General features: G+C 63.5%; 5 protein-coding genes. All 5 read right to left on the bottom strand.

The window, feature by feature from the left end; all coding sequences use genetic code 11:
• Window positions 1-2,790, bottom strand: a 2,790-nt coding sequence (locus tag RV1423_RS14405) for a filamentous hemagglutinin N-terminal domain-containing protein (protein WP_155835108.1), incomplete at its 3' end; no start/stop codon positions are given.
• Between the two features lie 198 nt (window positions 2,791-2,988).
• A complete protein-coding gene (locus RV1423_RS14400; RefSeq protein WP_034297779.1) occupies window positions 2,989-4,002 on the bottom strand; it encodes a FecR domain-containing protein in 1,014 nt (337 codons plus the stop codon).
• An 86-nt stretch (window positions 4,003-4,088) separates the two neighbouring features.
• A complete protein-coding gene (locus RV1423_RS14395; RefSeq protein WP_034297778.1) occupies window positions 4,089-4,598 on the bottom strand; it encodes an RNA polymerase sigma factor in 510 nt (169 codons plus the stop codon).
• A 1-nt stretch (window position 4,599) separates the two neighbouring features.
• Window positions 4,600-5,307 (bottom strand): STN domain-containing protein, encoded by a 708-nt coding sequence (locus RV1423_RS14390; protein WP_051516690.1) that lies wholly within the window; start codon window positions 5,305-5,307, stop codon window positions 4,600-4,602.
• Between the two features lie 244 nt (window positions 5,308-5,551).
• Entirely contained in the window at window positions 5,552-17,764 is a 12,213-nt protein-coding gene (locus tag RV1423_RS14385) for a filamentous haemagglutinin family protein (RefSeq protein WP_081768830.1), read from the bottom strand.
• Window positions 17,765-17,926 lie beyond the last annotated feature (162 nt).

The raw sequence follows: 17,926 nt of genomic DNA, 5'->3' as shown, positions 1-17,926 counted from the left end.
CGACACCGTGCCGCCGTTCATCGCCGGCATGCCGCTGATGTCATCCGGATTCACCTGCAGATTGCTCCACATGCCGGAGGCATCCAGCTTTACGCCTGCCGCCACATTGACGACCGTTCCCTTGCCGGCTGCCGCAATCTGGCTGGTGTCTTCATAGCGGCCGTTGCCGCTCATCTGCAACAGGGTATTGCCGAGATTGATGCTGCCGCCATGCGCAATGACATCGGCATTGACATTGACCTGAGGCGCATACAAGGTGATGTTGCCGCCGTTGGCCATCTGCACCGCACCGTTGACGCTGATGCCGTCCTTGGCGCCGACGACCAGGCCGCCCAGAGCGAAGCTGTTGAGGCTGCCGCTGTCGAGCAGCACATTGCCCAGGCGATCCGCCGGCAATGCAGCGTTCAGATTGAGGCTGTCGGCAATCGCCGCCACCTGGTCCGCCAGCGTGACCTGGTTCACCTTCGGCGTCAGGCCGTAGCGCAGCATGCCGGCGGTGGCGTCATAGACCGGCAAGTACTGACCGATGATCAGTTGTCCGCGTCGCGCCGCCGCATTCTGCGATTGATAATAGCCGTCCAGACCGGCCTGCGCCGCCTGCGTTTGCCGGCCGCCCTGGAACACCTCGGTCGTCAACTGCCCTTCCAACACTGCGGAATCGGTGGCAATGACCAGCCGGCCGGCGTCGCGGCCGACGGTGTAACCGCTTTCCAGACGTCGCTGCGGTCCGATCAACGGATTGTAAAAATATTCGGTCGCGTTCTTGCCCCAGCGCGCATGCTCAAGTTCGTAACCTTTGTACAGACCGTTGTACAAGAGATCGCCCGGCGCTTTGGACACTTCATAGAGGTTGCCATCGGCACCCTTGAGCCAGCTCTGATTCAGGTAGCCGGTCTGCACATTGAGCGTGCCGCCCGACAGGTTGATGTTCGAGCGCGCCTGCGTGACGACGTCTTTGCCGGTGAACGTCACCGTGCCGCCCAGGGCCATCCATTCGCCGACGCTATGGCCGCCGGTGGCCAGATAGCCGCTCACTTCCAATAAACCGCCGGCGGTGTACCAGCGGTCGGTGGCGTAGCCGTTGGTGCCGGCCGGCACCAGCACCAGCGAGCGACGGTCGATCCAGACGTTGCTGCTGCTGAGCAGGCCGCTGTCGCGGTTGATCGAGGCGTCGCGCAATTCGTTGCCTTGCACGTTGATGGAGAGATTGTTGGCTTCCATCGCTACGCTCACCCCTACCGCGCCGGCCACATCGAGCACGGCGCCGTTGCCGACCAGGCTGCGCTGTTTGGCTGACACGGCAATCTGGCCGCCGGTGGCCAGCGTGGTGGACGTATCTTTGAATTCCACGGTATTGCCGCTGACGATTTCTACGCGCGACAAGTCGCCACGATCGGCAACGCTGCTCAGGTTGTCGAAGTTGGCGGTGATGTTGTTGGTGGTCTTGATGCCATCCAGATTCTTGCTGGCGGCGTCGCGTTGGCTGTCCAGCGCGGTCGCTGCGCTTTGGTCGAGCACAATCGCCGTGGTGCTGCCTTCGGCCAGCGTGACGCTGCCTGTCGCATCGCTTGCGCGGTTGAGCAGGTGAATGGTGCCGCGCGTGCCGACCGAGGTGGTGCTGACGGCGACACCGGCTTGCTCCACCGCGTGGCCGGTCAGGGTGATGTCGCCGGTGGCGGCAGTGATCAGGCCGGTGTTGCTTGCCTTGCCGCTGCTGGCGCTGCCGACGTTCAATTGTGCCGAGACTTCGTTGCCGCGCGTGGTCGAGGTGGCGTTGCCGTCGGTGCTGGCGCCTTTGCGGATATAGAAATTGTCGCCTGCTGCCAGCGTGGCCTGGCCGCCCGGCGTATTGATCTGGCCGGCATTGTTCACTTCGCTGCCCATGAGCAGCACGTAGCCGCCGCTTTGCGTGGCCGAGGTCGATGCTGATGTCGACAACTGCGCGCCGGCTTGCACCTCGATCTTGCCCAGGGCATTGGTGAAACTGGGCTGCGTGCCGGTGGCGTCGTAATAGATGCCTTTGTCGCGGAACTGTGCGTCGGTGATGCCGGCGGTCGAGGCGACCAGGCTGCGGGTGTTGATCTGGCTGCCGCCGCTGAAGATGATGCCGTTGCGGTTGACGATCATCACCGTGCCGTCGCCCTGGATCTGACCTTGTATCTGGCTCGGTCGCGCCAGCGGATCGTTGATGCGGTTCAGCACCGCCCAGTTGGCGTTCTGGTAAAAACGCAGCAGCGTGTTCTTGCCGACGTTGAGTGTTTCCCAGTTCAGGATCGCCTTGTCGGCCGTCTGCTGGATCGCGACCGTGGTCTTGCCGTCTGCCGTGGTTTGTGTGGGCGCATTGGCGTTGAGCCAGCCTTTGGTGAGGCTGTCGGTGTCAATCTTCAGACCGCCGTCGGCCAGGCCGTCGGGCACGCCGGCGCCATTCATCGCGGCCAGCCGCGCCGCTTGCTGTGCCGACTGTTGCGCGGCAATGGCGCGCGCGACGATGGAGAGATTATTGAGCGACGTCTGCAGTTTCTGATTGGCCTGCTGCTGTTGCTGGGCCGGATTGGTCAAGGAGGACGCAGGCATGCCATTGGGCAGATAACCGGTCGCTGCCGCACTGCTTTGCGCCGCTCCCTTGGCCGCGAACCACGCACTGCTGAATGCTTGCTGCGCATGGACGCTGTGCCAGGCTCCCGTCGCCAGAATGAGCGCCACCGCATGCGCAAGCGGTGCCGGATGGAAGCATCGTTTATTGTTGTGCTTCTTGATACGAGCGTGCGCGCTGCGACTGCGTGTATTCATGTTGAGTCCCGTAGATAGCTGAATCGTTCCCCGACCAGCCATCCACCCAAACGGCCGGCTGTGTCCGATAAAGTTTGCCGGTTGCGTTATGCGGCATCTCTGCTGCGTCGCAACCTGTCTCTACAAGGACGACAACCGATTCTGAAATCCCCCAACTATTTTTACTCACGCGTCGGCATGCAATGTTGCCTCAACTTTTCAGCTCAACACCAGCACGCCGCCCGGCAAGCGGCGTGCATTCAGATCGAAGGAATGCTGTAATTGCAACAACGCGCCATCGAGCGCCACGATCGAAAAGCGGCCGCTCACCGCGCTCTCGCGCATAGAACTCGCCGCCAACACGACGCGGCCCGGACGATAGCGGTTGATCTCGTCAATCACTTGCTCAAGCGGCGTCTGGCGGAATACCAGTTCGCCTTTGCGCCATGCCGACATGCTTGCCACGTCGACAGCGGCGACGCGACCGAGCGCATCGGCATCGTAGATGGTCTGCTGGCGCGACTTCAGGTCGACTGCACCGCTCGGATGTTCGACGCGTACCGCTCCTTGCACGCAGGTCACGCAAACCCTTCCATCCAGATTGCGCACTTCGAATTGTCCTTCCCGGGCGATGCTGCGGCCGACGCCTGCGACGACGTTGAACGCCGCACTACTACCGCGCATATCGATGGCGGCTTCACCGGTGATCAGATCGATCCCGCTGGTTTCGCCGTTGAGCATTTCCCTGCGCACGCTGGTTTGCGTATTCAAGGTGACGTTGATGCGGTCGCCCAACACTAGGTTGCGCTGCTCCCCTTTGGCGGTGCGCGCATCGGCCTGCCATTCATTGAGCGACGGCCAGAGTTGCCAGGGAGGATGCACAACGGCCACGCCGACGGCGGCAGCCGCACCGCCGGCAGCAACGCGCAGGAACAGGCGGCGGCCGGCCTGCCGCCGGGAATGCATGCTGCGCTCGTGCAATGCCGCTGCATCGCGGTTGCTCTGCAGCAGCTTGCCGATGGCCGGCCCCATGGCTTTCCATTGACGTTTGGCGTCGTTGAAAGCTTGTTGATGCGCCGGGTTGCTCTGCTTCCAGCGCTTGAAAGCCTGCGCGTCCCACTCGGTGACATCGCCCGAAGTAAGACGGCGCAACCAGGCCCGTGCTTCTTGCGCAAGCACGTCAGGCAGGTCGGAACGGTCGTCGGGGGCAGTCTTCACAGTCAGGCTTTCCATGGCAGGCGGCAATGCCGGCGCTCATGTGACGTCGGTAATTTCGGCTCGGTATTGATAAAGACGTTTGTCGACATGAAAATCCGCAATTAATTTTTTTGATCCAGCCGAGCCGCGCAGAAATCGTGCGCGCGCTTGAGCTCGTGTTCCACGGTGCGCAGCGAAATCCCGAGCTGCCGGGCGACTTCCTTTTGCGGCATGCCTTCCCAGCGCACCATAATCAGGATCTCGCGGCGGCGCGGCGGCATGCGTTCCAGGGTCCGCACCAATGCCTGCGCTTCGGAGCGCGCTTCGGCAGTCTGCTCCGGACCGGGAGCGCCATCGGACAACTCCAGCAATTCATCGATCTCACCCGGCGGCAATGCCCTGCTCTGGCTGCGCCGGTTGTCGACGGCGATATTGGCCGCCATGCGCAACAAAAAAGCGTGCGGATTGAGAATCGGACTCTGGCCTTCGAGACGTTGCAGGCGCAACCAGGTGTCTTGCAGGGCGTCGCCGGCCAGATCGTCGCTGCCGAGCACGCGCGTGAGCCGCCGTTTGAGATCGGCATAGCGGCTGGTGAGATGCGTGAGCAGCGTGGCGCGTACGTCTTCGGACATGTCAGTGCGCCTCCGGAGGACAAGAGCGGCCCGCTATCTGCCCCTGCGGCAGCATCAGCATCGTCAGCGGCTGCATCAGCCCGGACGGTGGCGGCCGGCCGACGCTGACTTTACCGAGCGCGTCGGTGAGCATCGCGTCGCGACGCTTGTCGCCGGTCGAGCTAAGCAGGCGCGGCTGGCGCACATGTCCTTGCTCGTCGACACGAAACCGCAACAGTCCCCGATAACTGCCCGGCGCCGTCTGCGCGTTGCCGCAAAACGCTTCCCACACGCGGCTCTGCACCAGCGCGTCGTAGTCTTCGGAAACGGCATGCCCGCCCGGACTGCCGGCAGCCGCGATAGCAGCAGCGTCCTGCGCAGGCAACGGTTTCAGCACAAAAGTATCGAGGCCGCCTTCATGCAACGGCTCCACGCCGAGCCCGGTTCCCTGCAACAGCATCGCCAGCGCCGCACCGGCTTCATGCCGGCCGTTGACGGCGGACGCGTTGCGGCCGGCGGCCAGCTTGCTGGAAAAAAGCACGGGACTGCCGGTGATGACGGCATAGCGATCCAATGCCGCGGCGAGGGATTGAGCAGGAATATTGAATTCGAAAGACGGGGATTTTCCGACTGTTTCAGTCGCAGTCGCCATCGCTGCGGAAGAACCGGTTTGCAGAGATTCGCCCAGCGCTTTCGCGGCTTGCGCGAAGGCAGGCCGTACTGCAAACATGAGACTTGCACCAGCCAAGCACCCTGCCAGCGCGAGCACACTGACCGATGCCGGGCTACCTGTCATAGTTCGAATAAAGTGCAAGCGGTTGGAGTAAAGTCAACGCGGAAACCACAGACTGAGAGGCGAGACTATACCTGTCGAAAATGACATATCCGTGACATCGGAGGAAAACCGTCGGAGGAGCGGGACCGGACAACGCCTCCGACAGGCCTTACGAAGACTCGACGAATTTCAGTACCGGTTACAACCCTAGCAAACGTTTTTCTTCTCCCGTCAGTCTGGATCTTTGCTGCTCGCTGACGAGGCCCGGCGCCATCACCTGCACCGGAAGACGCATGTCCTGATCGCCGCGCGACGCTGCACCGGAAGACTGCGCAGGTGCCGATCCCGATGAAGGCATTTGTACCGGCGTGTCGTTGCCGAAGCCCAGCACGCGCACCGTGAAGATCGACGGCAGTGCCTGACGCGCTTCATTGCGGGCACGCTGCACCGACTCCTGCGCCGCCGTCGCCGCAGAACTTGCCGCCGCGCTGGCATTGGTCAGCGCGCCGACATTCACCGCCGCGATCATCGGAATCCCTACCGCCTTACCCTGCACCTGGATATTGGCCGCGTTCACCACTTGCAGCGCCGCCAGATTGACATTGCCAGATACCCGGATACCGGCCTCGCCGGCATCGATCGTGCCCAACGGCGCGATCAGATCGATGTCCCCGGCAGGCACTTCCGGAATCGGCGCCAGCGTTGCGATGCCGGCACCGCTGGACGGTACCTGCGGCGACAGTGTGACATCGCCTACGTTGTCATAGACGCGCTTTGGCGGCGTGTACAACACTGTCGTCTTGGCGCCGCGGCCGGCGTTGATGTCGCCGTTAGACGACCAAGCCTGGATGTTGCCGCCAAAGGTGGTCATGATGCGCGACAGGCCCAGGAGGATGCTGTCCTTGCTGTAGAGCTGGATATCGCCCTGGCCTTGCGTCACCACGCCCGCGCTGGCCCCCGGCGTGACGCCTTCCACGCCTACCAGCGTGCGCCCGCCCGGATTGAGCATCTGGATGCTACCGCCGAAGTTGGTGCGCACGCTGGCGTCGCTGGTCACCGGCGTGGTCACGCCATTAATCGTATTAGAGCCCGTGACGCTGCTGAACATGGTGATGGCACCGTTGTAACCGGTGGCCGGGAACAGGGTCGCGATGGCTACGCGCCCACGCAGATAGCTGCCATGGCGCGGGCTGGCCGGGTCGTTGTATTCGCGCCCGCCCAACAGCAGTTCCTTGAAATAAACCTGACGCACGAACACGCCTTGCTGCGCCGTCGGCAATGCCAGGAAATACGCCAGCGCATCGCCGGCCGTGCCGGTGTAGCCGAAGCGTTCCTGCAGCCAGCTCACCAGTTCCTGGTTGTAGGCATGGACGACCTTACCGCTGTCGGCCAGCGCCGTGCCGCCGGACATTTGCTTGGCTGCATCGAAATACAGTCTGGCGAAGCCGGCATAATCCGGACCATTGGCGCCCACGCCCGCCAGCACCGAGATATCGGCGCCGCCGCTGGTATTGGAGGGATGCACGATATCGCCGACGCTGTTGAGCGAGCCATAATAGCCCTGGTAGAAATTGCGGCCGGCCTGCATCTGCAACAAACCCGGACCGACAATATTAACCGACTGATAAAGAATGTCGCGACCGGCCTGCAACAGAGTGATGTCGCTGGCGCCGAGGTTCAGGAACACGCTGGGCAAGGCGCCGGTGCCGACGATGTCGCGTCCGGCGATCACTTCGAACGGCTTGGCGGCCACGTACCAGGTCGACGTGGTGGGCTTGAAACCCGAGCTCGGAGTACGATTGACACCGATCGCCCGACCGATGCTCAAGTCATCGATATCGATTCCCGCATACACCAGGGCCGGCCCGGATCCCTGCGCGTGCAGGGATCCGGTGACCGTATCCTCGCCGAAGGCGAGCGGATTATAGGCGGTGTCGCGGATGGCGCCGTTGGCAGCGGCATTGGAACGGTTGCCAGCCATGAAATAGGGCCGCAATGGCGTCGCCAGGCTGGCCATGTCGGCGCCCGACATCGATACTGTTGCGCCCGATCCATAAATCGTCCCGGCCGCCAGCAACTGCAACTGTCCGATGGGCGATGGAATCAATTCGATGACCGGCGCCAATCCGCCGGCTGAAGAGGTTTCGGTGACGCGGATATTGCCATTGGCCGCAACCACGCTCAGGCTGCCCGGATAGAAACCCAGGCTGCCGGGCGTGGCGCCCGTCATCGGTGTGGCATCCCCCCCTGCCGAGTAGAGCTGGATCGCCGTCGACGGCGTCCACAGGGTGAATTGAGTATTGGCGCCTTGGGCAATCACGGTCGGCATGCCATTGGCGTCGCGCATCGTGTAATACATGCCCTTGACATCTGAACTTGGGCCCATCCCGGCATCGCCGGCGCCGCCGAACACCAGGTCGCCGCGCGTGGCGACCGTGACGGCGCCGTCGCCCGGCGTCACGGTCGGTCCCGGAGTCTGCATGGAGCGCTTGATGGTGGCCGCATCCAGGCTGCGGGGATCGTAGGACTTCCAATACAGTCCCGAATTGGCCTGCGCGATGACACCGATGGCGCCGGAGGCGATATCGATATTGCCGCGCAAGCCGGTGACGGTGCCGTAATAGTCCGGCGCATAGTTGCTCGCGCCAACGGCGGTACGGCCATTGAGCACGCCGCCTACCTTCAGGGTCAGATCGCCGCCGCCGGTCTGCACCAGCGTGCCGTCCGCCAACACGCGACCGGTGGATGCGACAGCCAGGTCCAGGCCGGTTGACGTCGTATTGCCGGCGCTGGTCATCACACCCGCATTACGGCCTGCGATTACGGTCAGGTTACCGCCGCCCATCGTCCCGATGCCTTGGAAACCAATCAGGCCGGGGCCGCTCGCATAGGCGTAAGTCTTTGCCAGTGCACCGAAGTTGATCCACCATGCCGTCGGGTCCGGGCTGATCCCACTTCCGGCCTGCCGCGACAACCAGTTCGACGTCAGATCACTTGCGACGTAACGTAGCGAGTTGTCGGCGATCTGGATGTTGCCGCTCACGTCCTGCTGCGCCATGAGCAGCACATCGCCACCATGCTCTGGATACCAGGCTTGCACCAAGCCGCCAGTAACCGTGCCGACAAGGTTATACGGATTGCTGCCGTCGGCGGCCAAGATCGGCGCCGATTGCGTGCCGGCAGTATAGACGCCGTACGGCGTGGCTTCGCTGAAACTGCCGGCGGCCAGGAGATCCAGGCCGCCGGTGCCAGTGCGCAGTACGCTGAAGAACGTTCCGGCAAGCGAGCCGTTGTATGCCGCGTCGTTGAGCGTGAGATTGCCGCTATCGTTAAGCGCCTGCGCCGTTTGCAGCATGCGTTGGTCTGCCGCCAACAAATCGGCGCCCGCTGCCAGGCGAATGAACGCCGCCATTGAACCGGCTGCCAACATGCTTGCCCGTGCCGAAGTCGCGGGCGCGGCAGGCGTGCCGGGATCTGTCTGGAGTGACATGCCGACGACATCGGCCTCTTTGCCAACGGGTATAAGCAGGCGCGTCAACTGCGTGCCGTAGGGAATGACACTGCCCGATGCATACATTGTGCCGTTGACTCCCATCGGCCGGAAGGGAACAGGCAAGGGAGCGCCATTAAGCAAAGTTGGGACGGTCCACCCCGCCGGATTGCTTACCGCCACGACATTGCCTGGCTGCAGTTTCCAAAACGAAGTCCCTTGCATGCCGAAGTGAGCAGTATCGGTTGAAAGCATCGATACGGTGACGGCTAAATAAGTCGGTGCACCGGCCTGGCTAGCCCGGAAGCCATCCGAAATACTGCCCGTGACAGTCAAGTTGCCGCCGGCCCGCACCACCAGCGCCATCGGCTCGCCCGCGCCGTAGGCGGCCGACGCCGGATCGCGATTGGCATTGGGGCCGTAGCGATACTTCGCCAGATCGATATCGCCCGAGGTCGACAGATCGCCGCTTGAGGTAATCTGCACGCCCGGACGCAGATGGTAGGCGCTGTCGTAGGCCGACAGCCCTGCCGTGCGCGCCCCCAATGCCGTATTGCCCAGCGCGGCATTGATGAAGCTGGTGCTGGCCGTGTCGTAAGTGTCGAGCGAACCCTGCGTGATGACGGTGCCGGCGGCCAGATCATAAGTCCAGAACGCATTGAGCGCGATGCTGTTGACGCCGCGAATGGTCAGCGGACCGCGGGCATCGACGGCGATGTCGCCCGAGGTTTCGGCGGTGCGCTGCGCATTCAACACCACGTCGCCAAAACTGGCGCCGCCCGGCGTGCTCAGATCGATGGTCGCGCCCGGCGACAGCGTCAGCGTGCCGGCGGCGGCAGTCAATTCCACATGTCCGCGGTTCTTGGCTTCGATGGCCTGGCCATAGCTGTCCGTCTGCAAGCGCGTACCGTGTGCGTCGAGCACGGCAGTCGACGCCAGCGTCAGACCGTTGCCGGCCGACAGACGAATCGTCCCCGGCGCCGTGCCCGAGGCATCAATGGTGCCGTTAACGGTCAGGCCGCCGCCGTCAACCGAGATATTGACCTGATGCGCCTTGACGCCATCGCCGATCACCAAGTCCCCGGTTCTTTGGTCGAAACTGCGCGCATCGAAGAAACCGCCCTGGGTCAGCAACGCATTCAAGCCTGCGAAGTCGGCAAAGCTTGCTGCACTGGCGCTGAAGTCGCCGCTGAGGTAACCGGCATTAACCCGTCCCTGCAGGGCCCCATTCAAGCTCACGACACCATTGCGCGCATCAACGGTAATCGAACCGGCATTGGCGTTAAGCGCCGACACGTCTATCGTTGCGCCTGCGGCCTGGGTGAAGCTCCCCTGCGCGCTATTGAAGATCGCCGTACCGCCGAAACCGTAGATGGTCGCGTTCTGGATCTGCGACGCTTGGCCGGCGAGGTCGATACGGTTGCCACTGTTGAGACTGATGTCATGGGTGGCGTTGACTGCCAGCTTGCCGCTGGGTAGCAAGATAGTGCTGCCGATGGAAACGCTGTCGCCGTTCAGATCGATCTCGGCGCCGGCGATGGTGCTGGTCGCAGTGCTGGGTGTTGCGCCTGCAGGCGCAACCACATTCAGGGCGCCACCGGCCGTGTAAGCCATGATCGACTTCTGGGTACCGGTCAGCAAGGGCGTGCTCAGCGTCAGATTGCCGCCGCTGCCGCTCTGACCGAATACCGCGCCGCTCTGGCTGCTGGGTGCCTGATATACATACAGGCTGCCATTGCCGGCCGAGACGATGCGCTCGCTGGCCGTGAAGTTGACGTCGTTGAAACCGTAGATGGTGCGATTGACCTTGGTGTTGTCCAGTGAGACGAACTGGCCCAGGTCGATTTCCCTTGCCACCAGCTCCAGAGCGCCCAGGCCGGTTCCGGGACCGTTGGCATTCACGGCCGGCGGATTGGCGCCGCTCACGACGCTCCAACTGATGTGGTCGGCAGCAATGACGGCGCGGTCGGCGCCGCCGCCATAGCCATAAATCGCAGGCGAATTCAGCGCAATGTCGACCCCGGTGCCGCGGGTGTCGAGGCCGTTGGAGCCGAACAGGTTGATCGAGTTGGCCGCGCTCAAGGTGAGTTGCCGCAACGTCGGCACGCCCTGCACGGCATCGCCTTGCAGCAAGGTGTTAAGGACTGCCTGATTGAACAAGAGTCCGCTGGAGCCGCTCGCCGCCACTTGGCCGGCGTCGCCGATATTAAGGGTGCCCGCCGCCAGGACGATATTACGCGCACCGAAGCGCGCCGTGGAATCAATGCCGGAGGCGCCATTGGTGGCCAGCGCCAGCGTGCCTTCGGCATACAGCCGGGAATTCGCGCCGATGCTGATCGAGCCGGTGCTGTTGGCCGAACCGACGAATTGCACCGAACCGTTCGACAGGCCCAACACCGTGTTGATGCCGGCCGAGTAGCCCATTCCGGTGGACGCAGAATCATACGGCACGGCGCCCTGGCCGATGGTGCTCAAGGTGACGTCGTTGCCGACCACGATGTCGCCGCCCACCAGGTAGATTTCGCCGGCTTTGAGCATGACGCCGTCGCGCACATACAGGCTACCCGCCGAATAGGGCGACTGGAACGTGAACAGGCCATTGTTCGAAATGGCATAGCCGTTGATGTTCAGGCGCGGCGCGCCGATAGCGCTGAGGTCGTCGGCGCTCACCGAAGAGTTCGCAAAACCGGCCGTCCGCGCGCCGGTGGTGATTTCGCCCACGTTGGTCACCACGGCCTGCCCGGCCACACCGCCGGCAGCGGCCTGGAACAGCGCCGTGCCATCGAAACGCAAGTCGGAACCGGCGCCCGGATTGGCCGGATTGATCAGGTTGATCAGCAGCGCCTTGCCGTCGCTCGGCAACAAGGCCGGCGTACTGCCGAACTGCGCCGCCTGTGCCTGGAAAAAATCGCTGTAGCCCTGCTCGTTGTATTGCGAATAACGGCGCACCGCCGTACCGGACGTGACCAGCACCGTCGAGGGCAACTGACTGACGATGGAGGTGTTGGCAATGCCGGTATAACCCGACACCAGATAGCTGCCGTTGCCGATGGCCGCAGCGCTGTTGGGTACGTTGACGCCGGTGGCGCCGATCTCTACGCGATAAGCGCCCGGCAGCAACGCATAAGTCGACGGCAACAGGGTATACGTCCCCGCCGGCAAGCCCGGCACGCCAGCGCCGATGGTGATCTGCTGGCCCACTGCCGGGTCGCCCGCCCCCTTGTCCGGCGCGACCGGCGCGTAGGCCGAGGCATAGCCCGGCACAATGGCGTAGACCTTGTCGCCAGTCTTGCTGTTAGTGGCAGTGGGATTGGCGTTGACCAGCGGTGTGTTCAGGATGTCGACCGAGCCGCCGCGGCCGGAAACGAAACCGGCCCCCAGCACCTGGCCGCCGCCCGACAGGTCGATCACGGCGCCGCTGTCGACCGCGACGCTCTGCCCCTGCAACTTGACGCCCGCGCTCAAGCCGCTGCCGCCGCTTATGATGCCGCCGGCGGCGAGCGGTGTGATGGCCGCACCGTTGTAGGTATAGCTCACGCCGTCAACGGTGCCGCCATACGGAATCTGCAGGCCGGCCATCGAGACCGAAGTCAGGCTGCCGGGCAACAGTTCGATACGAACGGGATCAACCTCCATACCCGGCACCGCCGCCGCCGTCGGCGCCATCAGTATCTGGCCCAACGGTGCGCGCACAATGCCGCCCTGCTCGATCACTGGCGCGCTCAAGTACAGCGAACCGAACACCGACAAAGGCACGTCGGGCAGCGTAGCGGTGGTGCGACCGATGGTCAGCGTGGCCTCATAGGCGCTGTTTCTCTGCCCGGCCACGATGTTGGCCACGGCATTGGTGGCCGGATAAATCTGCGCCGCTTCCAGGTCCATATCCCATGAAGTGATCAGGGTCGTGCCGCGTTGCTGGCCTGGCGTCGGCAGGAAGCGGATATCGCCCTGGCTGACTAGGCGGACGGTGCGAAAACCCGGCGCGGGCGTACGCACGAAGGCATAGATCGATGAATCGTAATAGCTGGTGTCCGCCGAGAAAACGACGGAGCCCTGCACATCGATCAGTCTGGCGTCCGCCTCGAAGGTGGCTGTGGTCGGCGATTCGGCAGCGCCCGGATTGCCGATGCTGCCGCTGCGGTTGCCGTCGGGGATGATCACCGGCGTGCCGCTCAACGACATATAGGGTGCCGCCAGGCGCACATTGCTGCGTCCGGGCGAGGCGGCCGGGTCGCTGCCGCCGGCGATGCGAGGGCCGGAAGTGAAAGCGCCGGCATTGAGACTCAGGCTCCTGTCCAGCGACAAGGAAACGTCGCTTGAAAAAATCATGAAGTCGCCCGACGACAAGGACAGCGAACTGAACCCGCCCTGTCTGACCATGTCGACGCTGACCGCCGCCTGGCCGAAGGGCAGCGAGGCGGCCGAAGCAGGGTCCGATCCACTCCACGCGGCAGGACGCGACTGGCTCACCGTCATGACGCTGGGCACCACCACGCTGCTGGGAAAGCGCGCCTCCAGATCCGGATAGATCGGTGTGACGAGCGCGATGTTCAGGTCGCCGCCGGAGGCGCCCGAGCCGCCCGAGACGGCGTGCAGATTGCCGTCGAGCACCAGGCCGCTGAGCGAACTCAGGGCGATCGAGCCGCCGTTGGAAACACGCGTCATGCTGCCGACTGCACCGGCGGACTGGCCGGGAACGGTGCTTGCATCGACCGCCAGGGCCGCGCCGTCGGCATTGAGTTCGGCGCCGGGTCGCAGCACCAAGAAAGACGTGTTGCCGCTCAGTTTGATGGCGCCGCCATCGCGCAATGTGCCGTAGGTGCGTCCGAGTATATCGGTGGCGGCATAACCCAGGCCGGACACATCGAGTCGGCCGGCTTCGCCGATCCAGATGGAAACGCCTTGATTGACGCCGGACGCATCGAAATTGGGTGCAGTCGCCGGGTTGGCTTCATTGATCAGGCTGATGCTGCCGCCGCGCGCCGTCAGGCTGCCGTCGACCGTGATCTGACCGAAGGCATCGAGCGTGATGCTCTGCCCCGGATCGACGATGACCGACGCATGGGGCGCGACGACCACGGCGGCGCCGGACGGATTGCCGTCGATCGACGTCGATGTGGAGCGCAGCGCCAGGCTGACGCCGCCGCGCTGCATCAGCGTGGCGCCTTGCGGATGTTCGGCGAACAGCGGGGGAGTCCACAGTTCCATGGCCACGGCCGGATCGCTGCCCGAAGCGGCATTGACGCTGCCGGTGCTGAAGCGATAGACCGGCATGACCGGATTGATCGTCACGCCGTTGTCCACGCGCACGCCCTGGCCGCCATTGAGGTCATAGCTGGAAAAACCGGCGCTGAAAAAAGAACTGTTGTTGCCCGACGTCCCCGCATTGAACATCGGCACCGGCGTCACCGCCACTGTCTGCGGCAACACCGTACCGGTAGGCAGGATGAAGCCGACCGGGTAAGTCATGTCGGCAGCCTGCACCGATCCCGCTGCGAAGACATACTGGAACGGCTTGACAGGAATGCCGTTGGGGAAGACGCCTGAAGGAATCACCGTGCCGGCGCGAATCGTGTCGCCCGCCCCGCTAAAATTGGCGACGACCGACCCCGCAGGCAAAACCGAGCCAGCGGAATAGTAGACCAGAAAGCCGTTGCTGCTTCGCACTGCCGGCTCTATCCCGGGCGGAATGACCCAGTCGCGCAACGTTGCGCCCACAGGCAGGCCGTCGATCTTGACGTCGACCTGCACCGGCACGTCATACAGCAGCGAGGTATAGCGCTGCACCAGTTCGATCGGCAGCGGCTGTCCTACGGCGATGGTGAGCGGTTGCGCCAGCTTCACCGCCACTGCCGCCGCCGTGCCGGCGGCCAGTTCGCCGCCGGCCAGCGCCGCGTTGCTGCCGATCAAAATACTGTCGGGCGTGGAAAGGGTCAGCTTGCCGCCGCCGTTGACGCCATAGGCTTTAATAGTGCCATCCAGCATCAGCGTACCAAGGCTGTGGCCGACGTTGCCCGCAGAGTCGCCGGCGATCAGCGTCACGTTGCCGCCGGTGCCGCCACGGGTCTTGCCGGTAGCCAGCATCGCGCCGCCGGACGACACGTCGATGACGCTGCCTGCGGCGACAGTCAGATCGCCCGTCGAATCCAGGATGACGTTGCCGCCGTTCAGATACGCCAGTTGCGGCGTGTCTTCCTGGCTCATGCGCGTATTGACCCACAGCCCGCGCACATCGATGGTCTTGCCCGTAGCCAGTGTAAGTCGCGCCGAATTATCCGCCGTGGTCAAGGCAATCGGATAGAGCTGGCCATCCGGCAGGAACAGGTTCGACACCTTGACCGTGCCGCCACGTGCGGTCAGGTCGCCCTCGATGTCCACCACAGGCGCGACCAGGCTCAGGCGTCCGCCGTTAGCCAACTGCAGCGGCTGCCTGACCGTGATCTGGCCGCTTGTGACCATGTCCACTGCGCCTAACTGGTCGCCGTTCAGACGAGCCGCGTTCAGCCATACGGTATTCAGGCGCGTTGCATCCAGCACATCGCCCGCCGCCATTGCCGTGCTCACATCGCCGATATCGCCGATCAGCACATCGCTGGCATACGTGCCGGTGCGGCCGACGCCGCTGTACTGGCCCAGCACCAGCGAACCGGCCAGCGCGGCGGTGGTCTGTCCGAGCTTGTAGCCGTCGGTCGCGCCTGTGATCCGGACGACGGTCTGGTTCGGTCCGTTGTAGACAGCGGCCATGACATCGCCTTCGAGCACCGCGGTGGAGGCATTGATCTGCAGACTGCCGGCATCGCGCCCGGAGGTATAACCGTTTTGGAGAAGGTGCTGCGGGCCGATCAGCGGATTGTAGTAGTACTCGGTGGTGTTGTTGCCCCATCGCGCATGGGCCGATTCGAAACCTTTGTAGACGCCGTCGAAACTCAGATTGGCCGGTGCCGTGTCGACGCGATAGAGCTGGCCGTCGCTGCCTTTGAGCCAACTGACATTGACGTAGCCGGTCTGCACGTTCACGGTGCCGCCGGAGATATTGATGGCGGAACCGGTCTGCGTGATCACTTCGGCCCCGCCCAGCGTCAGTGCGCCACCTTGCGCCGCCCATTCACCGACGCGATGTCCCTGGTTGGCGAGGTAACCGCCGACTTCGAGCAGTCCGCCCGCTGTGTACCAGCGGTCCGAGGCGTAGCCGCCGGTGCCGGCCGGCACATAGATCAGCCGGCTGGTGTCGATCCAGACGTTGCTGCTGCTAAGCGTTCCGCTATCGCGCGCGACCGGCGCATCGCGCAATTCATTGCCCTGGATGTTCACCAGCAAACCGTTCGACGACATCGGCAGCGATACACCTACCGCACCTGAGACGTCCAGCGTCGAACCGCTCGCGGCAAAGGCGCGCTTGGTCGCGCTGGCGGCGATCTGCCCGCCGCTGGCCAGCGTCAGAGAACCGTCTGCAAAATTGATGTTGCCGCCGCTGACGATTTCCACACGCGACTGGTCGCGCCGGTCTGAGAGCTTGGAAAGATTGTCGAAGACGCCCGACGATGCGCTTGCGCGCAGCGCATCCTGCTTCGCCGAATCGGCAATGAGCGCGTCGCGCTGACTGTTCAAGGCAGTCGTCGTGCCATCGTCATCAATCAGTACCGCCGTATAAGAACCGCTTCCCAGCGTGACGCTGCCTTGCGCATCGCTGGCCGAATTAAGCAAGTGGATGGTGCCGCGCGTGTTGACGGTCGTCGTGGCAATAGCCACACCGTTTTGCTGCACGTCGCGGCCGGCCAGGGTTACGTCTCCCTCCGGCGAGGTCAGCAAGCCTGTGTTGACGACCTTGCCGGCCGTGCTGCCGTTGATGAATTGCGGCGATATTTCATTGCCGCGCGTGGTCGACATTGCATTAGCATCGGTGCCGTAGCCCTTGCGGATGATGAAGCTGTCGCCGGCGGCCAGTGCCGCCTGCCCCTTGGGCGTACTGATGGTGCCGGCGTTACTCACCTCGCTGCCCAGCAGCAGCACATAGCCCCCGCCTTGCGTAACCGAGGCCGCTGGCGCGGTGCTGATCCGCGCCCCAGCTTCGACGATCAATTTGCCGTTGGCATCGGTGAAGCTGGGTGTGGTGCCGTTGGCGCCGTAAAGACCGCTGGCGGTGAACTGACTGTCGCTGATGGCCGCTGCGGCAGCGACCAGATTGCGCGTATCGACTTGGCTGCTGCCGCTGAAAATAACGCCGTTGCGGTTGACGATCATTACCGTGCCATCGCCCTTGATCTGGCCCTGGATCTGACTCGGGCGCGCCAGCGGATCGTTGATACGGTTGAGCACCGCCCAGCTCGGCTGCTGCAGGAAACTCAGGATCGTGTTCTTGCCGATGTTGAACGTCTCCCAGTTCAGGATCGCCTTGTCGGCAGTCTGCTGAATCGCCACCACGGTCTTGCCGTCGACAGTCGTCTGTGTTGGCGCATTGGCGTTGAGCCAGCCTTTGGTGAGGCTGTCGGTATCGACCTTGAGGCCGCCGTCGGTCAGGCCGTCGGGCACCCCCGCTCCATTCGTGGCAGCAAGACGTGCCGCGGCTTGCGCCGCCTGCTGGGCGGCAATGCCGCGCGCCATGATGGCGAGATTATTGAGGGAAGTCTGTAGCTGCTGGTTGGCCTGCTGCTTTTGCTGGGCCGGATTGGTCAGCGATGACGCCGGCATGCCGTTGGGCAGATATCCCGTAGCTGCCGCACTGCTTTGCGCAGCTCCCTTGGCCGCAAACCAGGCGCTGCTGAACGCTTGCTGCGCATGGGCGCTGTGCCAGGCTCCTGTCGCCAGAATAAGCGCTACCGCATGCGCCAACGGCGCAGCTCTGAAAACGCCCGATTCTTTGCGCCTGATTGAGCAATGGGTAATTGCCCGATGACTGCCTACGCTGCGACCGCCTTTGTCCATGTAATTTCCCGCCTTTGAATGAGTCAATGCCGTATCGCTTATCTTTTTTCTGCGTACGCCATACCTATCAAGCCTTCGGCAAACAAACCTCTACACGTCTGCGTCCTGCTCCCGATACGTCAAGACGAACGACAGGCAATCGACCCGCAGATTATTTAGAAC

The organism is Herbaspirillum sp. RV1423 (assembly GCF_000577615.1).
Classification (GTDB): domain Bacteria; phylum Pseudomonadota; class Gammaproteobacteria; order Burkholderiales; family Burkholderiaceae_D; genus Herbaspirillum.
The sequence above is the reverse complement of the archived record's forward strand: the minus strand, read 5'-3'. Positions and strand labels throughout refer to the sequence as shown.